Source organism: Nonomuraea sp. NPDC047897, from assembly GCF_043204415.1.
GTDB lineage: Bacteria > Actinomycetota > Actinomycetes > Streptosporangiales > Streptosporangiaceae > Nonomuraea.
On sequence record NZ_JBIDCC010000009.1, the window covers coordinates 103,453 to 123,880 of the forward strand.

General features: G+C 73.1%; 20 protein-coding genes. 11 read left to right on the forward strand and 9 right to left on the reverse strand.

The genetic code is table 11. The features are described 5' to 3' along the window. Positions 1–39 precede the first annotated feature (39 nt). Complete coding sequence (locus tag ACGF0J_RS21245) at positions 40–381, forward strand: hypothetical protein (protein ID WP_393148274.1); 342 nt, start codon at positions 40–42, stop codon at positions 379–381. Positions 382–415: 34 nt separating this feature from the next. Here ACGF0J_RS21245 and ACGF0J_RS21250 read toward each other — a convergent pair whose 3' ends face one another. After that, on the reverse strand, positions 416–865 hold the full coding sequence (locus ACGF0J_RS21250; protein WP_393148276.1) for an RrF2 family transcriptional regulator: 450 nt from the start codon (positions 863–865) through the stop codon (positions 416–418). A gap of 235 nt (positions 866–1,100) precedes the next feature. Here ACGF0J_RS21250 and ACGF0J_RS21255 point away from each other — a divergent pair, with 235 nt between their 5' ends. Further along, a complete protein-coding gene (locus tag ACGF0J_RS21255; protein WP_393148278.1) occupies positions 1,101–2,279 on the forward strand; it encodes an ROK family protein in 1,179 nt (392 codons plus the stop codon). A gap of 41 nt (positions 2,280–2,320) precedes the next feature. Here the strand turns inward: ACGF0J_RS21255 and ACGF0J_RS21260 are convergent, their stop codons facing one another. From ACGF0J_RS21260 to ACGF0J_RS21275, 4 genes are all read right to left on the reverse strand, one after another. Then, a complete protein-coding gene (locus tag ACGF0J_RS21260) occupies positions 2,321–3,763 on the reverse strand; it encodes a glycoside hydrolase family 3 protein (protein ID WP_393148280.1) in 1,443 nt (480 codons plus the stop codon). A gap of 108 nt (positions 3,764–3,871) precedes the next feature. Continuing rightward, positions 3,872–4,723, reverse strand: coding sequence for a carbohydrate ABC transporter permease (locus ACGF0J_RS21265; RefSeq protein ID WP_393148282.1), 852 nt, complete (start codon positions 4,721–4,723; stop codon positions 3,872–3,874). Next, positions 4,720–5,730 (reverse strand): carbohydrate ABC transporter permease, encoded by a 1,011-nt coding sequence (locus ACGF0J_RS21270; protein WP_393148284.1) that lies wholly within the window; start codon positions 5,728–5,730, stop codon positions 4,720–4,722. The genes ACGF0J_RS21265 and ACGF0J_RS21270 overlap by 4 nt, the downstream gene beginning before the upstream one ends. 2 nt (positions 5,731–5,732) lie before the next feature. After that, a complete protein-coding gene (locus tag ACGF0J_RS21275; protein WP_393148286.1) occupies positions 5,733–7,049 on the reverse strand; it encodes an extracellular solute-binding protein in 1,317 nt (438 codons plus the stop codon). A gap of 166 nt (positions 7,050–7,215) precedes the next feature. Here ACGF0J_RS21275 and ACGF0J_RS21280 point away from each other — a divergent pair, with 166 nt between their 5' ends. From ACGF0J_RS21280 to ACGF0J_RS21310, 7 genes are all read left to right on the forward strand, one after another. Further along, the gene (locus ACGF0J_RS21280) at positions 7,216–8,403 is read left to right on the forward strand and encodes an ROK family protein (RefSeq protein WP_393148288.1); all 1,188 of its coding nucleotides are present in this window, start codon (positions 7,216–7,218) and stop codon (positions 8,401–8,403) included. A gap of 66 nt (positions 8,404–8,469) precedes the next feature. Next, the gene (locus ACGF0J_RS21285; protein WP_393148290.1) at positions 8,470–9,120 is read left to right on the forward strand and encodes a M15 family metallopeptidase; all 651 of its coding nucleotides are present in this window, start codon (positions 8,470–8,472) and stop codon (positions 9,118–9,120) included. A 54-nt stretch (positions 9,121–9,174) separates the two neighbouring features. Further along, positions 9,175–9,651: a cation:proton antiporter regulatory subunit gene (locus tag ACGF0J_RS21290; RefSeq protein ID WP_393148292.1), complete on the forward strand. Its 477-nt coding sequence runs from the start codon at positions 9,175–9,177 to the stop codon at positions 9,649–9,651. Positions 9,652–9,655: 4 nt separating this feature from the next. Beyond that, positions 9,656–10,816 carry a cation:proton antiporter gene (locus ACGF0J_RS21295; protein ID WP_393148294.1) on the forward strand — a complete coding sequence of 387 codons (1,161 nt, stop codon included), beginning with the start codon at positions 9,656–9,658 and terminating at the stop codon, positions 10,814–10,816. Positions 10,817–11,041: 225 nt separating this feature from the next. Then, positions 11,042–12,118 carry a glutamate--cysteine ligase gene (locus ACGF0J_RS21300; RefSeq protein WP_393148296.1) on the forward strand — a complete coding sequence of 359 codons (1,077 nt, stop codon included), beginning with the start codon at positions 11,042–11,044 and terminating at the stop codon, positions 12,116–12,118. A gap of 106 nt (positions 12,119–12,224) precedes the next feature. Beyond that, positions 12,225–12,983, forward strand: a complete 759-nt coding sequence (locus ACGF0J_RS21305; protein ID WP_393148298.1) for an IclR family transcriptional regulator — start codon at positions 12,225–12,227, stop codon at positions 12,981–12,983. 93 nt (positions 12,984–13,076) lie between these two features. Then, positions 13,077–13,949 carry an SMP-30/gluconolactonase/LRE family protein gene (locus ACGF0J_RS21310; protein WP_393148300.1) on the forward strand — a complete coding sequence of 291 codons (873 nt, stop codon included), beginning with the start codon at positions 13,077–13,079 and terminating at the stop codon, positions 13,947–13,949. Positions 13,950–14,005: 56 nt separating this feature from the next. Here ACGF0J_RS21310 and ACGF0J_RS21315 read toward each other — a convergent pair whose 3' ends face one another. From ACGF0J_RS21315 to ACGF0J_RS21330, 4 genes are read right to left on the reverse strand one after another with little or no spacing between them, the layout of a single operon-like run. Beyond that, positions 14,006–15,058 (reverse strand): amidohydrolase family protein, encoded by a 1,053-nt coding sequence (locus tag ACGF0J_RS21315; protein WP_393148302.1) that lies wholly within the window; start codon positions 15,056–15,058, stop codon positions 14,006–14,008. Next, on the reverse strand, positions 15,055–16,347 hold the full coding sequence (gene melA, locus ACGF0J_RS21320) for an alpha-galactosidase (protein WP_393148304.1): 1,293 nt from the start codon (positions 16,345–16,347) through the stop codon (positions 15,055–15,057). Before melA ends, ACGF0J_RS21315 begins: the two co-directional genes overlap by 4 nt. Further along, complete coding sequence (locus ACGF0J_RS21325; protein ID WP_393148306.1) at positions 16,344–17,294, reverse strand: zinc-binding dehydrogenase; 951 nt, start codon at positions 17,292–17,294, stop codon at positions 16,344–16,346. The genes melA and ACGF0J_RS21325 overlap by 4 nt, the downstream gene beginning before the upstream one ends. Further along, positions 17,291–18,133 carry a fumarylacetoacetate hydrolase family protein gene (locus tag ACGF0J_RS21330; RefSeq protein WP_393148308.1) on the reverse strand — a complete coding sequence of 281 codons (843 nt, stop codon included), beginning with the start codon at positions 18,131–18,133 and terminating at the stop codon, positions 17,291–17,293. The genes ACGF0J_RS21325 and ACGF0J_RS21330 overlap by 4 nt, the downstream gene beginning before the upstream one ends. Before the next feature lie 263 nt (positions 18,134–18,396). Here ACGF0J_RS21330 and ACGF0J_RS21335 point away from each other — a divergent pair, with 263 nt between their 5' ends. Continuing rightward, complete coding sequence (locus ACGF0J_RS21335) at positions 18,397–19,494, forward strand: alanine racemase (RefSeq protein WP_393148310.1); 1,098 nt, start codon at positions 18,397–18,399, stop codon at positions 19,492–19,494. Between the two features lie 46 nt (positions 19,495–19,540). Further along, positions 19,541–20,305: an SDR family NAD(P)-dependent oxidoreductase gene (locus ACGF0J_RS21340; protein WP_393148312.1), complete on the forward strand. Its 765-nt coding sequence runs from the start codon at positions 19,541–19,543 to the stop codon at positions 20,303–20,305. Positions 20,306–20,428 lie beyond the last annotated feature (123 nt).

A 20,428-nucleotide genomic window follows, 5' to 3' on the forward strand; every position in this document is an offset into this window, starting at 1 on the left:
CCGACTCTGCTCGCCGGCGTCGGCGGGTTCACCGCGGTGATGGCCGTCTTCATCGCTTGCTGGTGGCTGCGGCCCCTGGCGCTCGTGGCCCTGCTGCCGTTGCTGCTGGTGTGGGCGGCCGTCTCCTGGTGGATCCCGCCACCCGCCCAGACGCGCCTGCTGGCGCTGGCGGGCCCGGCGGGGCCGCAGGCGCTGGCGCTGAACAGCAGCGCCGTCTACGTCGGCGTGTCGGCCGGCGGGGTCGCCGGCGGGCTCGTGCTCGAGATGTACGGCAGCGGCGTCCTCCCGGCCGCGGCAGCCGTCATCGAGCTGGCCGCGCTGGCCCTCTTCTGGGCAGCCGGCCGCGCCCGCCCATGTCGGCCTGCCCTGGTCGTCGGCTGAGCCGGCCGGTTCGGTACGGGCCGGTCGAGAAGCGTCAGTCCCAGGCGGCCGGGTCGGCGGCGAGCTGGCGGACGCGCTCGGGCAGCTCGCCGCTCGCCACCTGCTCCAGCGTGACCTCCTCCAGGATGGCCCGCTCGGTGGCCCGCAACGCGATCCACACCTGCTGCAGCGACTCCGCTGGGCCGCGGTAGCCGACATGCTCGGGGCGCTCGCCCCGGACGTTGGCCAGGGGCCCGTCAACGGCCCTGATCACGTCGGCCAGGGAGATCTCCCCGGCCGGCCTGGCCAGCACGTAGCCGCCCTCCGGCCCGCGCTGGCCGCGCACGAGACCGGCGCGGCGCATCTGCAACAGGATGTTCTCCAGGTACTTCGGCGGCATGTCCTGCTCCTTGGCGAGCTCGCCCACGGTGGTGGGGCCGGCACCGGCTGCGGCGAGTTCGGCGGCGGCACGGAGGGCGTAGTCGACACGAGCGGAAAGGCGCATGTTGTCGATTATCCCTCCTGGTCAACAGTGGTTCGGCTACCGGGTGCCGGGTCAGGGGCATGATCCCCCCGCGGCCTGGGCGGATGCGCGCAGGAGGGGTTTCGTCCGGGTTTGCCGCCCGGCTCGGGATGGGAGCGATACCAAGCCCGGTGAGCAGGCGAGATCCGGCACTGATCAACGGCCGGAGGAGCGCTAAACTGCCAACAACCTTTTCGATCAGACGGTGGGATTCAGCGTGGAGCGACGCCCTGGTGTGCCCAGACTGCTCAGGGAGATCAACGACCGGGCCGCCCTGGAGCTGCTGCTCGCCACCGGCCCGATGACGCGCGGCCAGATCGGCGAGCTGACCGGCCTGTCCAAGGTCACCGCCTCCCAGACGCTCGCCAGGCTGGAGGAGCGCGGGCTGGTCCAGGTGGTCGGCACCCAGGCGGGCGGCCGTGGTCCCAGCGCCGCCCTCTACTCGGTGGTCCCGTCCAGCGCCTACGTGGCCGGGCTGGAGGTCGGGCCCGGCCTGGTCTCGGCCGCGGTCGCCGACATCAACGGGCGCACGGTGGCGGAGGTGACGTTCGACCCCAACGGCCACGACGACCTCGTCCCCGTCATCCACGCCGCGATCATGAAGGCGTGCCGCAGTGCCAAGCTCGGCGTGGCCCGGCTGCGCGGCGTGGTGATCGGCACACCCGGCGTTGTCGACCCGCGCACCGGCGACGTCCGCTACGCCTTCGACCTGCCGGGCTGGCACGAGGGCAGCCACGAGGCGCTGGCCGGCGACCTCAAACGCGCGGTGACCATCGAGAACGACGTCAACCTGGCCGCCGTCGCCGAGCGCACCCACGGGGCCGCCGAGGGCCGCGACGACTTCGTGCTGCTGTGGGCCAGCCGCGGGCTCGGCCTCGCCGTCATGCTCGGCGGCAAGCTGCACCGGGGGCGGTCCGGCAGCGCGGGAGAGATCGGCTACCTGGCCGTGCCGGGCGTGCCGCTGCCCGAGGAGATCCGCACCGCGCCCGGCCGCATGCCCTCGCTGGCGGGCGGCCTGCAGTCGCTGGTCAGCGCCGAGGCGGTGACCGAGCTGGCCCGCGGCCACGGCTTCGCGGCCGGCACCGCGGGGGAGTGCGTGCAACGGGCCGTCGCAGCCGGGGAGCGCGGCGAGGCGATGCTCGACGAGCTGGCCCAGCGGCTGGCGCTCGGCGTGGCGGCGGTGTGCGTGATCCTCGATCCCGGCCTGGTCGTGCTCGGCGGTGAGGTCGGCCACGCGGGCGGGCGGGCGCTCACCTCCCGGGTGGAGGAGGCCGTGGCCCGCATCTCCCCGGTACGTCCCGAGGTGGCCACCAGCACTGTGGAGGGCAACCCGGTGCTGCGCGGCGCCGTGCTGGCCGCCCTCCACGAGGCGCGGGAGGAGCTCTTCAGCTCCTGACCCGCGCCGCTCCTACCCGCGCTGTTCCTGACCCGCGCCGCTCAGACGGTCAGCAGTTCCACCGCGGCCTGGGCGTTGGCCCGGGCCGCGCCGTACGTGGCGATGTAGGCGGCGCCGGCCGGCCGCCAGACGGGCAGGCCCATCTCGACCACGATCGCGTCCGGCCGGGCGGTGACCAGTTCCGAGACCAGCGCCCGGCTGTCGGCGTAGCGGTGCGCGTCCTTGACGATCACCAGCAGCGAACGGTCCGCGGCGCGGCCCAGCAGGTCGGCGGCGCTCGCCTCGGCCGGCCGGACCCGCACGACCTCCGCCTGCGGCAGCCACGGCGCGACCCCCCAGGGCACGTCCCCGACCGCGATGGTCGGCGGCGTGTCGATCTCGACGACCAGCGGGTCCTTCAGCGGCCCCGGCGACCCGTCGAGCCGGACCGCGCGCCGGGCGGCGTCCAGGCCGACCGTGACCGGTTCGGCGGGCGCGCCCACCCGGGCTCCGGACCACAGACGCAGCGCCTGCGTGCGGGCCGCGGCCTCCTCCAGGCGGGAGACGGCGAGCCTGCCGTCGCGTACGGCGGTCATGATCTCGGTGATGATCCGTTCGACGTCGTCCGGGCCGGGTTTCGGCCCCAGGCACAGCAGGTCGGCCCCGGCCGCCAGCGACAGGACCGCCCCGCCCGCCAGGCCGACCCCGTCGGTGACGGCCTGCATGTCGAGCGCGTCGGAGATCACCACCCCGCGGTAGCCGAGGTCGTCGCGCAGCAGCCCCGTGATGGCGGCGGGGGAGAGCGTCGCCGGGCGGTCGCCGGTCAGCACCGGCACCGCCACGTGCGCCGTCATGATCGACTTCGTTCCGGCGGCGATGGCGGCCTCGAACGGCACGAGCTCCCTCGCGCGCAGCACGTCCAGCGGCACGTCCACGACGGGGACCGCCAGGTGCGAGTCGACCGTGGTGGCGCCGTGCCCCGGGAAGTGCTTGACGCAGGCGGCCACGCCCGTCGACTGCAGCCCTTCGACGGCGGCCATGGTGTGCCGGGCGACCAGCTCCGGGTCGTCGCCGAACGCCCGGGTGCCGATCACCGGGTTGTCCGCGGCGGTGTTGACGTCGGCGTCCGGCGCCATGTCCAGGGTGACGCCGCAGGCCGCCAGCTCCGCCCCGATCGCCCGGTAGACGCGGCGGGTCAGTCCGGTGTCGTCCACGGCGCCGAGGGCGGCGTTGCCCGGATAGGGGCTGCCCACGTGGTAGGCGAGCCGGGTGACGTCGCCGCCCTCCTCGTCCAGGGAGATGACGGGGTCGCCGGCCGCCCGCAGCGCCGCGGTCAGCTCGCCCAGGGCGGCCGGTTCGCCGATGTTGAAGCCGAAGAGCGTGACGCCGCCGAGGCCGTCCTCCAGCCCTCTCAGCACCCAGTCCGGCACACTGCTCGTCCCGTCGAAGGCGACGAGCAGTGTGCCGGCCGCGAGACGCCGCAGCCCCCGATCGCTGTGACTCATGACTCCTCATCACGTGCAGGGCAGGCCGGAACCCGACCGGCGCGTGCGGCGCCGGCCGTGGGTGGCCCGCGAGGAAGGAGCGGGCCGTTCGGCCCGCGTGGGAAAAGGTCAGCCCTTGACGGCCCCGGCCACCAGGCCGGAGACCATACGGCGCTGCACGACCATGAAGAACGCGATGACCGGCAGCGTCATCAGCGTCGAGGTGGCCATGATGGCGCCCCAGTCGGTGCCGCGTTGCCCGAAGAAGAACTGCAACGCCACCGGCATGGTGTAGCCGGCGGTGTCCTTCATCAGCACCAGGGCGAAGATCAGGTCGTTCCAGGCGGTGATGAACGAGAAGATGCTGGTCGCCACGAGGCCGGGTGCCACCAGCGGGAAGAGCACCTTCCAGAACGTGGTGAACCGGCTCGCCCCGTCGATCCAGGCCGCCTCCTCCAGCGACCTGGGCACCGCGGCGACGAACGTGCGCAGCATCCAGATGCCGAACGGCAGGGTGAGGGCCACCTGGATCACGATGAGGCCGAGCAACTGGTCGTACAGGCCGAGCCGCCGGACGTTCAGGAACAGCGGGATCAGCAGCGCCTCGCAGGGGATCATCTGCACGACCAGCAGCGTGATGAGGAAGCTGGTGCGTCCCCTGAACCGGAACCGCGCCACCGCCGTCGCCGCCAGCAGCGCGAACAGCGACCCGACGAGCACGGTGCCGAGCGCCACGACGGCGCTGTTGCGCATGTAGACCCAGATGGGGTTGCCCGCCACGCCCTCGGTGAGCACCTTGGTCACGTGGTCGAGGGTGAAGTGGGTGGGGAACGGGATGAAGTCCGTGGTGAAGATCTGGTCGTTGGCCTTGAAGGAGGTCGAGACCATCCAGTACACGGGGAAGATCGCGAACAGGAAGACGAGGACGCCGGCCGAGTTGAGCGCGATCCTGGTGAGCCGCTTGCGGGCCAGGGGGGTCATGTGAGGTCCTCCTGCTTGACCATCTGGCGGGTGTAGACGGCGGTGACGAGGAGCAGGATGACCGTCAGCACCACCGCGATGGCGGCGCCGGTCCCCATCTTGGGTGGCGCCTTGAACGCCTCGGCGAAGGAGAAGAGCGACAGGTTGAACGCCTCGCGGTTGGTCGGCCCGTTGAGGAGCACGTAGAGCTGGCTGAACACCTTGAAGTCCCAGATGATCGACAGGATGGTCAGCACCGCGAAGACCGGCTTGAGCAGCGGGAAGGTGATCTTCCGGAACGTCCGCCACGCGCCCGCGCCGTCCACCCGCGCCGCCTCGTACAGCTCGGCCGGGATGCCCTTGAGTCCCGCGAGCACCGACACCGCGACGAACGGGAACGACGCCCAGACCACGGTGAGCACGAGCACCAGGTAGACCGACCAGGCGTCGTTGAGCCACGGCTCGCCCGTCCAGTCGGCCCGGCCGAGGAGCAGCGTGGACAGCCCGTCGGGCAGCAGGTTGAGCGCCCAGTTGATGATGCCCGCCTCGGCGTCGAAGAGCCAGCGCCAGATCGTGCCCTGCGCGACCGGCGGGACCGCCCACGCGCACATGATCCCGATGACCACGAAGGTCGACATGCCCCTGCCGAGCCGCTGCAGCAGCACGCCGACCGCGGTGCCGACCGCGAGGGTGAGCGTCACGGCCACGGCGGCGAAGCCGACCGTGTTGCGCAGCGAGGACCAGAAGACGTCGTTGCCGAACAGTTGGGTGTAGTTGTCCAGCCCCACCCACTCCGGGTCCGCGACGCCGCGGATCACCCGGAGGTTGATGTTCTGGAACGACATCACGAACATCTGGATCATCGGGTAGAGCAGCAGGCCCGCGATGACCACGATCCCCGGCACGAGCAGCAGGTAGGGCAGGGCCCGGGGCGACAGTCCGCCGCCCCGGCGCCTGCCGGAGCCGCGGCGCCGCCGAGGGGCGGAGGTGTCGGCTCCGCCCCTGGCCAGCGTTGGGGTGTTCGTCATGGTCACGACTGGTTGAGGATGTCTTCGAGTTCCTTGTTGGCCTTGGCGAGCGCCTCATCCGCCGTGGCCTTGCTTTCGATCACCGAGCGCGCGGCGTTCTGCAGGACCGCCTTGGTCTCGTTGGCCTCGGTCCACTGCGGGTCGGCCGGGAACGCCTTGGCCTTGGCGAAGGCCGCGGCGAACGGGGCCTGGGCCGGGTCCTTGGCCAGCTCCATGAGCGTGTCCGGGTAGACGGGCAGCAGGCCGCCGTCCAGGGCGTACCGGTCGGCCCACTTCTTGGAGGTGGCGAGCTTCACGAACTCGGTCGCCAGTTCCTTGTTCTCGGCGTCGTTCCAGACGGCGATGTCGTTGCCGCCGAAGAACGCCGGCGTCTCGCCGCCCGCCTTGGCCGGGAGCGGGAAGAACGCCATCGCGTCGTCCTTGAGCTTGCCCTTGCTCTCCTCCTTGATGGTGGCGATGTCCCACGACGCGGTGAGGTACATGCCGACCTTGCCGTTGGAGAAGCGGGTGCGGATGTCGGTGGTGTTCTGCGTCAGGCGCGACTTGCTGGAGGCGCCCGAGGTCACGATGCCCGTGTACGTCTCGAATCCGGTCTTGAAGGCCGGGTCGGTGAGTTTGCCGACCCACTTGTCGCCCTCCTTGACCGCGTACTCGCCGCCCTCGGACCAGGCGAGCGCGCCGAGCAGGTGGTTGGCGTCGGAGCCGCCGTTGAAGGCGAAGCCGTCGACGTCCTTGCCCTTCTCGGCCTGGATCTTCTTCGCGGCGGCCAGCACCTCGTCCCAGGTCTTGGGCACCTCGATCTTCAGGTCCTCGAACCAGTCCTTGCGGTACATGACCGCGCGGGTGCCGGCGCCCCACGGCATGGCGTAGATCTCGCCGTCGATGGTCTCCAGGCCGAAGAGGTTCTTGGGGATCTGGGCGTGCTCGCCGGAGGTGGTGACCGCGGTCACGGGGGCGAGGGCGTCCTGGCTCTGCCAGAGCGGCACCTGGTCGTTGCCGATCTCCGTCACGTCGGGGCCCTCGCCGCCCGCGGCGGCGGCGGTGAACTTGTCGTTGACCTGCGGCCACGGGATCCACTCGACCTTGGCGTCGGCGCCGGTCTGCGTCTTGAACGCGGCGACGAGGTCGTCCATGTACTTCTGGGCCGGCTCGTTGGGGTCGCCGAGGCGCCAGACGGTGAGGCTCTGGCCCGCGTACTTGGGCCCGGAGGCCGCGGTGGACGCCTGCGGGTTGCTCGTGTCCGGCTCGCCGCTGGAGCCGCAGGCGGCCAGGCCCAGGGCCAAGGCGGCCGTGGTGACCGTGATCGTCGCGATCCTCACTGGGTTTCTCCCTTCCCGGCTGTTAAGCGTGGGGGGTTGCGCTCGTCGGGTGCAAGGCCTGTGGTCCGCACCAGGCTGATCGTCAGGGTTGAATGGTGCTAAACTAACAAGAAACTTTCTTAAAAGAAACTGGCGTTAGCGGATCGTGACGAGAGGGGGAGCGCCCGTGACGCGGAATCCGGGGGTCCCGAGGCTGCTGCGCCGGTTGAACGACCGCTCGGCACTGGAGCTGCTGCTGTCCGAGGGGCCGCTCACCCGCGCCGAGCTGGGCGCGCGCACCGGGCTGTCCAAGGTGACCGCCGGCCAGCTCCTGACCCGGCTGGAGGAGCGCGGTCTCGTCGAGGTGGCCGGCGAACGGGCCGGCGGGCGCGGCCCCAACGCCGCCCTGTACGGCGTCGTGCCCTCCAGCGCGCACGTCGCCGGCCTGGAGGTGCTGCCCGACGCGATCACCGTCGGCGTCGCCGACATCACCGGCCGGGTGGTCGTCGAGATCGTCGTGGACCCGGCCGGACACGCCGACCCGGTCGCCGCCGTGCACGAGGCCGTGCGCCGGGCGTGCGCCTCGGCCGACATCACCATCTCGCGGCTGCGCTCGTTCGTCATCGGCACCCGCGGCGTCGTGGACCCCGGCACCGGCGACGTGCGCTTCTCCTACGACCTGCCCGCCTGGCACACCGGCGTGCTCGCCAGCCTGCGGCGGACGCTCGGCGCCTCGGTCACCATCGAGAACGACGTCAACCTCGTGGCGCTGGCCGAGCACCGCTACGGCGTCGCCGCCGGGCAGGACGACTTCGCGGTCGTCTGGGCCGGGGTGGGGCAGGGGCTCGGGGTCATGCTCGGCGGGCGGCTGCACCGGGGCATCAGCGGCGGCGCGGGCGAGATCGGCTGGCTGCCGGTGCCCGGAGAGCCGCTGCCCGCCGACGTCAGCCGGCCGCAGTCGGGCTCGTACCAGCGGCTCATCGGGCACGAGGCGGTGCTGCGGCTGGCCGCCCGGCACGGCCTGCCCGGCGTCCCGCCCGCGGGCGGGACGCCCCGCTCCTCCGCCGCGGAGCTGGTCGGCGCGGCCGTCGCGGAGGGCCGCGGCGGGTTCCTCGACGCGCTCGCCGCCCGCCTCGCCGTGGCCGTCGCCGCCGTCACCGTCGTCCTCGATCCCGGCCTCATCGTCCTCGCCGGCGACATCGGCCGGGCCGGCGGGCCCGAGCTGGCCGGGCGGGTGGAGCAGGCGGTGGCCAAGGTGTGCCCCGGCCGGCCGAGCGTCGTCACGACGGGCCTGACGGGGAACGCCGTGCTGCGCGGGGCCCTGGTCGCCGCTCTGGAGCAGGCTCGGGAACAGGTGTTCTCCGACACCGTGTGACGCCGCCCCGCCGCCGGGCGCCGGCTCGCAGCGCCGCCTGCGCCGGTTGTGGGAGAATGTGGGCACATGTGGCATCCTCCCGGCGACATCGTGCTCATCTCCGACCCGCGAGTGACAGCGATCCCCGTCCACGAGAGCGGCGAGCCGCTGGTCGACGCGCGAAGCACGCTGCGGGTGCGGCCAGGTCACCCCGGCGGCGTGCACGCCCATATGCGCGCCGGGCTCCTCACCCGCCTCCGGCGCGCCGAGCGCAGTCTGCCCGACGGCTACCACCTGCTCATCGTGGAGGGCTACCGCTCGATCGCCGCCCAGCGGGCGATCTTCGACGGCTACCGGGCCGAGCTGGCCGCCCAATTCCCGCAGCTGGACGCCGCCGAGCTCGCCGCCGCCACCAGCAGGTACGTCTCGCCCGTCGAGATCGCGCCGCACACCGCCGGCGCCGCGGTCGACCTCACCCTGTGCGCGCCCGACGGGACCGAGCACGACATGGGCACCGCCGTCGACGACACCCCCGAACAGAGCGAGGGCGCCTGCTACACGGCAGCGCCGGGCCTGTCGGACACGGCCCGTGAGCACCGCAAGATCCTGGCCGCGGCGCTGGAGCCCGCCGGCCTGGTCAACTACCCGACCGAATGGTGGCACTGGTCCTACGGCGACCGCTACTGGGCCTACACCACCGGCGCCCCGCACGCCACCTACGGCCCCACCACGCTCTGACCAATGATCCGCGCGGTCCCTCCCGGCCGGCGGTCCGGGGGCGATGATGGGCGCATGGACGTCAACGAGGTGCTCCTGCCCGGCATCGGGCTGCGCTACGAGTTCACCAACCACGAAGGCGAGCACATCGGCGTCGTGGCCCTGCGGTCGGGCGAGTTCGAGGTGGTCGTCTACGGTGACGACCCCGACGAGGCCAGGCCGGTGTTCCGGCTCAACGAGGACGAGGCCGAGGCGCTGGCCCAGATCCTCGGCGCGCCGCGGATCGCCGAACGCTTCGCCGACCTGAGCCGGGAGGTGCCCGGCCTGAGCTCCGGCTGGGTGCGCATCCCGGAGGGCTCGCCGTTCGCCGGCCGAGCGCTGGGGGAGACGCGGGCCCGCACCCGCACCGGCGCGTCCGTGGTGGCGATCGTCCACGACGACGAGGTCGTCGCCTCGCCGGGGCCCGAACGGCTGCTGCGTCCCGGCGACGTCCTCGTGGTGATCGGCACGGACGAGGGCATCGCCGGCGTGAACCGCATCCTGCAGGGCTGACCGCGTGCACGTCTCCGTCGCCCTGCTGCTCGAACTCGGCCTCATCCTGGCCGTCCTCAGCGTGCTGGGCACGTTGGCCCGCCGCCTCACGCTCTCGCCCATCCCGCTCTACCTGCTGGTCGGCCTGGCGCTCGGCGAGGGGTCCGTGCTGCCGCTGCCCGCGGCGGGGGAGTTCGTCCGCGACGCGGCGACCATCGGGCTCGTCCTGCTGCTGCTGGCGCTCGGCCTGGAGTTCTCCATCGCCGAGTTCACCGCCGGGCTGCGCCGCCACGTCCCGTCGGCGGGCGTGGACCTCCTGCTCAACGCCGTTCCGGGCGCCGCGGCGGGCCTCCTGCTCGGCCTGGACGCCGTCGGCGTCCTCGCCCTGGCCGGCGCCACGTTCATCTCCTCCTCCGGCATCGTGGCCCGGCTGCTGGCCGACCTGCGGCGGCTGGGCAACCGCGAGACGCCCGCCGTCCTGTCGGTGCTGGTCCTGGAGGACTTCGCGATGGCGGCCTTCCTGCCGGTGCTGGCCGTGCTGGCCTCGGGCGGCACCTGGGGGCAGGCGGTCGTGGGCGTGCTGGTCGCGGTCGGCGCGGTGCTGGCCGCCTTCGCCGCCTCCTACCGGTGGGGGCACCACATCGGCAGGCTCGTCTCCCACCCCGACGCCGAGCAGCTCATGCTGCGCCTGCTCGGCATCACCCTCGTCGTGGCCGCCCTGGCCGAGTACGTGCACGCCTCGGCCGCCGTCGGCGCCTTCCTCGTCGGGCTCACCCTCACCGGCGAGACCGCCGAGCGGGGGCGGGCCGTCATCGCGCCGTTGCGGGACCTGTTCGCCGCCGTGTTCTTCGTCGCCATCGGAGTGTCGGTGGACCCGGCGGAGTTGCCGCCGGTGCTGCCCGCCGCTCTCGTCCTGGCCGTGGTCACGGCCTTCACCAAGGTGCTCACCGGCCGCTACGCCGCCTCCCGCGACGGCGTCGGCCGCCGTGGGCGCCTGCGCGCGGGAACGGCCCTGATCGCGCGGGGCGAGTTCTCCATCGTGATCGTCGGGCTGGCCGGGGTCGGGCACCCGGTCCTGGCGCCCCTGGTGGCGGCGTACGTGTTCCTGCTGGCCATCGCCGGGCCGTTCGTCACCCGCTTCACCGGCACCGTCCGAACCCGCCCGACTCCGCGATCCACAGGGTGAGGACGATCCCTGCGGCGGGTGGGCCCTTTCGTTGCGGGCCGTCATGGAGGGATGAGAGACGCACCAGGATGCGTGAGGGTGGCGCCGCGGCTTCCGTAAACGGCGGGTTTTGATGCCACGCGGAGAGCAGGAGCGCCCGTGGAGGGACAGTTCCCGCACCCGTGCGGAGGGGCACACATCGTACGGAGGCTCCCTGGCTACCCTGCGAGGTGGTTCGTGGTTCCGATGATCGGGATTGAAGAGGAGTACCTCGTCGTCGATCCCCGCACCCGTCACGTCGTCCCCCGGGCGGCGGAGCTGCTGGCCGCGGCGACAGGCGTCCTCGACGTGGAGCAGGAGGTGACGCGTTTCCAGATCGAGGCCCGCACGGCGCCCTCCGCGGACCTGAACGAGCTGGGCGCGAGGCTGCGGCTGGCGCGCAAGGAGGTGGCGGGCGCCGCGCACTCGCGCGGGCTGGCCGTCGTCGCCAGCGGCATGCCCGTGCTCGGCGACGTCATGCGGCCGCCGCTCAGCGACGACGTCCGCTACGAACAGGGCCGGGTGATCTACCGCGCCCTCCAGGACGAGATCTGCATCTGCGCCCTGCACGTGCACGTCGACGTGCCCGACGAGGAGCAGGCCGTCTACGTGGGCAACCACCTGCGCCCCTGGCTGCCCACCCTGGTCGCGCTCGCCGCCAACTCGCCGTTCTTCGCCGGCCGGGACACCGGCTACGCCTCCTGGCGGGTGATCAGCTGGAGCCGGTGGCCGGTGGCCGGCGCGCCGCCCTACTTCCCGTCGTACGCCGACTACCAGGGCGCGTTGCGGGCGCTGACGGAGTCGGGCGCGCTGATGGACGCCAAGACGGTGTACTGGGACGCGCGCCCGTCGCCGAGACTGCCGACCGTGGAGGTGCGGGTCGCCGACGTGCCGCTCGACGTCGGCGACAGCCTCACCCTCATCGGCCTGGTCCGCGCCCTCGTGGTGACGGCCCTGGCGGACGTGGCCAGGGGCGATCGAGGGCTTCCCGTCCCGGCGGAGGTGCTGCGCGCCGCCTACTGGCGGGCCGCCCGCGACGGGCTGGCGGGCGACGGCCTCGACGTCCGCGAAGGCATCCGCACGCCGGCCCCGGCGATGGCGCGCCGCCTCCTCCACCACGTACGGGAGGCACTCGCTGAGGCGGGTGACCTGGGATTCGTGGAGGAAGGCCTGGACCGGCTGCTCGGCAGAGGATCGGGCGCCATGCGCCAACGCCGGGCGCACGCCCGCCACGGCCACCTGGCCGGGGTGGTGGACGACCTCATCGAGGCCACCGTGGCCTGACCGGCCCCGCGTGATCGCTCACACCCTCCTTCTGGCCACCAGGCCAGTAGTCTTATTCCGTCTAACGCTATAGCATTCCATAGCTCGGAATATTCGAGGAGGCCTCGTGAGCGGCACGCAGTCGCCGGTGACCAGCGTCGATCGCGCTCTGCTGATCCTGCAGGAGATCGGCAAGCACAGCAGGGGGATGACCATCGACGAGCTGGCCACCCGGCTCGGCCTGCCCAAAAGCTCTCTGCACCGCCTGCTCGGCGCGCTCAAGCACCGCGGTTTCGCCGCGCAGCCCGAGCCCAGCGGGCCGTACTTCCTCGGCACGGAGATGCTGGCCACGGCGTTCCGATTCTACGAGAACATGGACGTGCGCGCCGTGGTCCACCGGCTGCTGCTGCGGCTGAGCGAGGAGTTCGCCGAGACGGTGCACATGGCCACGCTCGACGGGGCCGAGGTGGTCTACCTCGACAAGGTCGAGACCGTGCGGGCGATCACCATGACCTCCGTGGTGGGCGGGCGCAACGCGGCCCACGCCACCGGCGTCGGCAAGGCGCTGCTCGCGTGGACCTATCCCACCGACGAGGCGATCAGGGCGTGGGCGGAGCGTTACACGCCGCTCGCCGCGCCCACCCGCGCCACCATCACCAACCCGGCGAAGCTGGCCGCGCACATGGCGCTGGTCCGCGACCGCGGCTACGCCCTCGACCTGGAGGAGAACGAGCCGGGCGTGCGGTGCGTGGCCGCCCCCGTGTTCATGGGCAAGCCGACCCCCGCCGCCGCGGTGAGCGTGACGGCGCTCAAGGACCGCATGCCGCCGGCGCGCATGGAGGAGATCGGCGCGGCCCTGTGCAAGGCCATCGCCGAGCAGCTCTGACACCCCGCCGCCCGCAGGCGATCGATTGTCGGGAAACATGTTCTGTCTGATGGAATGAGGCTCAGTGTCGATCTTCACCCCCGGGAGGCTCCGATGACCAGGGTCTCCGTACCCGAGGTCGTCCCCGTGCCGGTGGCCCGGCTCGGAGAGGGCCCGCGCTGGGACGAGCGCACCGGCACGCTGCTGTGGGTGGACATCCCCGCGGGCCGCGTGCACCGCCTGGACCCGGCCGGCGACGCGCACGCCGTGCTCGACGTCGGCCAGCCGGTCGGCGTGGCGGTCCCGCGCGTCGCGGGCGGACTCGCGCTGGCGGTCCGCGACGGCTTCGCGCTGCTCGGCGGCGAGGCGTGGGCGGCCCCAGCGGCCGTCCCGGACGTGGTCGCGCCGGTGACCGCCGCCGAACGGCCGGGCAACCGGATGAACGACGGCGCGTGCGACCGCGCCGGGCGGTTCTACGCCGGCACCAAGGCCGAGGACGACACCCCGGGAGCCGGCGCCCTCTACCGGCTCGGCCCCGGCCCCCGCGCCGAGCGGGTGCTGGACGGCGTCACCATCTCCAACGGCATCGCGTGGAGTCCCGACGAGCGGCTGTGCTACTACGTGGACACCCCCACCGGCCGGGTGGACGTCTTCGACTACGACCCGGGCAGCGGGCTGCTCGCGGGGCGCCGGACGTTCGCCGAGATCACCCGAGGCATGCCCGACGGCATCACCGTGGACGCGCGCGGGCACGTGTGGGTCGGGCTGTGGGGCGGCGGCGCGGTGCTGCGGCTGCGCCCCGACGGGAGTGTGGACCTGACCGTCGAGATCCCCGCCCGCAACGTCACGAGCTGCGCCTTCGGCGGGCCGGACCTGGACGTCCTGTACGTGACCACCGCGTGGGACGGCGCGGGCGGCGGCGAGCTGCTGCGCTGCCGCACCACCGTCGAGGGCCTGCCCGCCAACCCGTACCGCGAGCACGCCTGACCGGCGAGGCCCGCTCCCCGGACAGGGGAGCGGGCCGCCCGGACCTCGCGCCGCGTTCAGGCCAGCCTCGGCACGAGGCGCAGCGCGTTGGCGGCGTAGACCCGGCTCAGCACCTCCTCGGGCAGGTCGAGGCCGCTGATGGTCCAGCGGCCCATCAACGGCGGGTCCTCCAGGGAGTGCGCGAAAGCCTCGTCCGCGGTCTCCAGGAACCGGAAGTGGATCCGGTACACCCGCGGATCCGGCGGGATCTCGTCGGTGCCGAACAGCACCCGGCCGGGATGGCGCAGCAGGAGCGCGCGGGCGGCCCGCGGCACCCGGCCCAGCTCGGCCAGCCGGGCGGCGATGTCGATGTGGAAGTGCGGATACTCGTCGAGCATCCGGCCGACCCAGCCGAGGTTCTCCGGCCAGCAGCCGGCGTGCACCCCGATGACGGTGGTCGCCGGATGCGCGGCGACCATCGCCTCCATGGCCTCGATCAGCCGCTCGAACGGCGGGCAGCCCGGCCCGTGAAAGGCCCAGTCGGGGCGGGCGGTGAGCTGTTCGAGCCGTTCGTTGCGCTCGTCGGCCGGCTGGAAGAAGGCGACCGGGTCGGCGGTGTGCAGCGCGATCGGCACGCCCAGCTCGCCGGCCGTCGCCCACAGCGGCGCCAGCCGCTCGTCGTCGAGCATGACCAGCTCGCCGCGGTGGTCGCGGACGCGCAGGCCGACGTCCTTCCACACCTTCAGCCCTGCGGCGCCCTCGGCGACCGAGGCGCGTAGCTGGGCGGCCAGCCGCTCGCCGAAGCCCGGCCCGGTCGTCGCCGACCAGTCGACGTGGCAGAACGTGGCGAACCGGCCGGGGTGGGCGGCGTCGTAGCGTTCCAGGTTCGCCGCCAGCTCGCGCCCCCAGCGGCCGTCGAGGTTGACCATGCCGCGCAGGCCGAGCCGGTCCATCATGTCCACGAGGGCCGGCACGTCCCGGACCATCCAGTCGCCGTCCTCGGTGAGCCACCGGCCGAGATGGGTGTGCGCGTCCACGGCGGGCAGGCGTGCCCGCTCGACGGAGGTGACCGGGACGCGCGCCTGGGAGATCGGCCGGTAGCTCGACAGCGGGATGTCGGCTCCGGTCATGCCCGGATGCCCTCGGGCAGCAGGTCGCCGTGCGCGGTGATCAGCTCGTCGACCAGCTCGCGGATCCGGCCGACCGGCAGGGTCGCGGCGGTGTTCGGATCGAGCAGGGCCGCCTGGTAGACGTGGTCGCGGCGGCCCTCCAGAGCGGCCCGCACGGTCAGCTCGCCGACCGCCAGGGTGGCGTTGTTGAGCGCGGCGAGCTGGACCGGCAGCTCGCCGACCCTGATCGGCTGCACGCCGGCTCGGTCCACGTGGCAGGGCACCTCGACGCAGGCGCCGGCCGGCAGGTTCGAGATGAGGCCGGCGTTGCGGACGTTGCCGTGCAGCAGGCGGGGCGTGCCGGTCTCCATCGAGTGGATGGCCAGGCTGGCCAGCTCCTCGCCGCGCTGGATGGCGACGCCCCGGCCGGCGTCGAGGGAGCGCTTCTGCTGCTCGTACTCGGCGTGGCCGTCGGCCAGCCAGTCCAGGTAGACGTTCACCGGGATCCGGTAGTGCTCGACCTGGTCGGCGTGCGGCAGGAACCACGGCAGGTACTCCGAGCCGTGCTCGCTGGACTCGGTCGGGAAGTAGCCGAAGTTGCGGTAGATCTCGACCCGGACCCTGCGGCGCAGCTCGGGGCTGGCCTCGATGAGGTCGTCCAGCCTGTGGTAGAGGTTCTCCCCGTCGCGCTCGAAGCGCAGCACCCACGCCTGGTGGTTGACGCCCGCGGTCGTGAAGGTCACCTCCTCCTCCGGCACGCCGACCATCCTGGCCAGCGTCGACTGGGTGTCGCGGGCCGCGTGGCAGACGCCCACCACGTTGCGGAACGGAGTGCCCTCGTAGACCGCGCGGGGGATCATCGACATGGGGTTGGTGTAGGTGAACAGCGTGGCGTCGGGGGCCAGCTCGGCCAGGTCGTCGCCGATGCCCACCATGACGGGGATGGTGCGCAGGGCCCGGAAGATGCCGCCGATGCCGAGCGTGTCGGCGATGGTCTGGCGCACGCCGTAGCGGGCCGGGATGTCGAAGTCGCGCCGGACGGCGGCCATCCCGCCGACGGCGATCTCGTTGATGACGTGGTCGGCGCCGTCGAGGGCGGCCCGGCGGTCGGCATGCGCCTCCACGGTGGCGCCGATACCCAGCTCGCCGACCATCCACCTGGCCATCGCCTCGGCCGTCGCCAGCCGCTCGGGGTCGATGTCGTGCAGCACGATCGCGGACTCGGACAGCTCGGGGAAGGTCAGCAGGTCCGACAGCAGGTTCTTGGCGAAGGTGATGCTGCCGGCGCCGACCAGGACGATCCGGGTCACGGGTGCCTCCCTTCGGGGACGAGCAGCGCCTTGACGGGGGTGGCGCGGCCGTTCATCAGCGCGGTGAAGACTTCGGCGCCCTCGGCGAGCGGGAAGGCGCTGACCCAGCTCAGGTCCCACCCGCCGACCAGGTCGACGGCCGCGGCGAAGTCGGCGTCCTGGTAGGCGAAGGAGCCGAGCACCCGCTTCTCGCCGCGGACCAGGTGGGCCGCGTCGAACCCGGCGGTGCTGTCGGCCAGGCCCAGCCAGACCGCCACCCCGCCGGGGCGCAGGCAGGCCAGTGACTGCTCGTGGGTGGCGGCGGCGCCCACCGCGTCGAAGATCACGTCGTACTCGCCGGTCAGCTCGGGTCCGGTCGCGTCGGCGCCGAGCCGGGCGGCGATCTCGCGGCGTTCCGCGGACCGGTCGGCGACCTCGATCCCGGCGGCCCCGCCGGACGCGGCGACCAGCATGCAGGTCAGGCCGATCGCACCGGCGCCGATGACGCCCACGCGGGCTCCGGCGGGGGCGCCGGCCAGCGCCCAGGCGTGCACCGCGTTGGCCGCCGGCTCGACGACGCCGGCGGCGGTCCAGCCGAGACCGCCGGGCAGCGTCACGAGGGCGTCCGCCGGCACGGCGACCCGCTCGGCGAACGCGCCGGGTGTGTGCACGCCGACGATGCGCCGCTCCCGGCAGACGTTGCGGACGCCGATCGCGCACAGGTCGCAGCGGCCGCAGGACAGGATCGGGTTGACCACGACGCGCGTGCCGTCGTCGGTGTGCCCGGCGAACTCGTGGCCCATCACCAGCGGCGGCACCCGGAAGCCGGGGTGGCGCACGCCGTGCAGCTCGCTGCCGCAGATGCCGGAGGCCGCCACGTGGACCAGCACCTCGCCGGGGCCCGGTGCGGGCTCCGGCACCTCGCGCACCTCGACGGTGCCTGGCGCGGTGAAAACCAGAGCCTTCACCGGGCGGTCCCGGCCACGACCGGGTTGCGCAGGCCGCCGATGCCTTCGACGCTCACCTCGACGACGTCTCCGGGGCGCAGCGAGCGCCGCGGGTCCATGAACTCGCCGCAGCCCCACGGGGTGCCGGTCAGCACCACGTCACCGGGTTCGAGGGTGAAGGAGCGGGAGCAGAACGCCAGCAGCTCCGCCACGCCGAAGAGCATCTCGGCGGTGCTGGAGTCCTGCACGGTCTCGCCGTTGACCACCGTGCGCAGCCGGAGCGCCTGCGGGTCGCCGAGCTCGTCGGGGGTCACGATGGCCGGGCCGAGGGGGCAGAAGGTGTCGAGGCTCTTGCCGCGCGTCCACTGCCCGTCGGCGAACTGCAGGTCGCGGGCGGACACGTCGTTGGCCACGGTGTAGCCGGCCACGCCGGCCAGCGCCTGCGCCGGGCCGGCGTGCCGCAGCGGCACGCCGATGACGGCGGCCAGCTCCACCTCCCAGTCGACCCGCTCGGTCTGCTCGCCGTCGATGACGATCGGTTCGCCGGGGCCGATCACGCTGGAGGGGAACTTGGCGAACATGAGGGGGCGGGCCGGCTTGTCCATGCCGGCCTCGCGGATGTGGTCGAGGTAGTTCAGGCCGATCGCGACGATCTTGCCGGGGCGCAGCGGGGCGACAGGCACGGCATCGGGCAGCGGCCCGACCGCGCCGCGCGCAGCGCGCAGCGTCTCCTGTGGGCCGGCGGCCAGCACCGCTTCCAGGGCCGTCCCCGCCGGGACGTCCAGGGCGTACCAGCGCCCGTCTCTTTCCACGGCGGCGAGCCTGGCCCCGTCGCCCACGCGGACCGTACCTAGCCTCATCCCTCTACTCCGTTCCGTATGATGAAATGCTATTCTGAATCTGCGCTCAGAACATCACCAGTGTCCAGGGCGTGTCAAGACCGGAGGGTGCCATCGCCGGTCGGAGTGACGTCGGTCCCGTGCGCCCCCGCAGCTCACCGGCCTCCGCTGTCACCTTTGGAAGCCCTTCCTGTCATCGTCTTCCGAATTGCGGAACGCTAGACCACTCAACGGAACAAATGCTAGCTTCGAGCCCGTATCCGCCGTGCGTCCGGAAGGACCCCATGTACCCCGAGCTGGACACCCCGGCCCTGCTGATCGACCTGGACGTGGTCCGCGCCAACGTGGCCGAGATGGCGAAGGCGGCCGCCACGCACGGCGTGGCGCTGCGCCCGCACATCAAGACCCACAAGATGCCCGAGCTGGCACGGCTGCAGATGGCGGCCGGCGCGGCCGGCGTCACCTGCGCCAAACTCGGCGAGGCCGAGATCATGGCCGACGCCGGGATCGACGACATCCTGCTGGCCTTTCCCCTCTGGGGCGAGCCCAAGCTGCGCCGCCTGGCAGCGCTGCGCGAGCGCGCCAGGGTCCGGGTCAGCCTCGACTCCCCGGACGTCGCCGCCGGCCTCGGCCGGCTCGGACTGCGGACCGGAGCGCCCGTCGAGGTGCTGGTGGAGGTGGACACCGGCCAGCACCGGCTGGGCCGCCCGCCCGGCCGCCCCACCGCCGACCTGGTGGCCGAGATCGCCGCGATCCCGGGGATCGAGGTCGTCGGGCTGCTCACCCTGGCCGGGCACGCCTACCACGCGACCACGCCCGCCCGGCTCGCCGAGATCTCCCGCCGCGAGGGGACCGACCTGGTCGCCACCGCCGAGCTGTGCGCGCGCGACGGCATCGAACTGCCCGTGATCAGCGTCGGCAGCACCCCCACCGCCCGGCACGTCGCCGGGGTCGCCGGGGTGACCGAGATCCGGCCCGGCACGTACATCTTCAACGACACCGCGATGATCCGGCTCGGCGTCGCCACCGAGGAGACCGCGGCTTCCCGGGTGCTGGCGACCGTCGTCGCCAGGCCGTCGCCGGACCGCGTCGTCCTCGACGCCGGTACCAAGTGCCTCACCTCCGACGGGGCCGGCACACCCGGCTGGATCCGCGCCGCCGGGCTGCCGTGGCTGCGGATGGACTTCCTCAACGAGGAACACGCGGTCGCCCGCCTCGACGCCGAACACGCCCGCGACGGAGAGCTGCCGATCGGGACGCGGGTGCAGCTCATCCCCGGCCACGCCTGCTCCGTCACCAACCTCTTCGACGTCGCCCACGGCCTGGAAGGCGGCCGGGTCACCACCGAGCTGCGCGTGGCCGCGCGCGGCGCCGTGCGCTGAGCCCGGGAACCGGGCACCAGCAGATGAGAAGCAGAAAGGGATCGTCATGCGAGGACTGGTGGGCAAGCGGGTGCTGGTCAGCGGCGGCAGCAGCGGCATCGGGGCCGCCACCGCCCGGCGCTTCCTGCAGGAAGGCTCCCGGGTGGTGATCGGCGGGCTCGACCCCGGCGAGGTGGACCGGACGGTGGCCGAGCTGTCCCTCCTTGGCGAGGTGAGCGGCCTGGCCGGCGACGTCAGCTCCGAGGCGGACGTGGAAAGCCTCGTCGGCGGCGCGGTCGCCGCCCTGGGCGGCCTGGACGTGCTGGTGAACAACGCCGGCATCGCCTGGCGGGAGCCGTTCCTCGACATCACCGCCGAGCACTGGGACAAGATGATCTCGGTGAACCTGCGCGGCATGTTCCTGGTCGCCCAGGCCGTCGCCCGGCACCTGGTCGCGCAGGGCCGCGGCGGGGTGATCCTCAACATGTCCTCCACCAACGGGATCGGCGGCGAGGCGGACTACGCCCACTACAACGCCTCCAAGGGCGGCGTGCTGCTGCTGACCAGGACCATGGCGGTCGAGCTGGGCCGGCACGGCATCCGGGTCAACGCGCTGTGCCCCGGCTACATCCGCACGCCGCTCAACTCCGCCATCGCCGCATCGCTGGACGGCGACTTCGTCTCGGCCTACGAGCGCGAGCACATCCCGCTCGGCCGGGCCGGGCTGGCCGAGGAGGTCGCCGCCGGGTACGCGTTCCTGGCCTCCGACGACGCCGCGTTCGTGCACGGCACCGAGCTGGTGATCGACGGCGGCCAGCTCGCCGTCATGTGACGGGGGCGGGCGGCGCCGGGTCGCCCGCCCCCGTCCGGCGGGGGCAGGTGGCTCCGGGCCGCCCGCCCCCGTCCGGCGGGGGCAGGTGGCTCCAGGTCGCCCGCACCGTCCGGCGGGACCGCC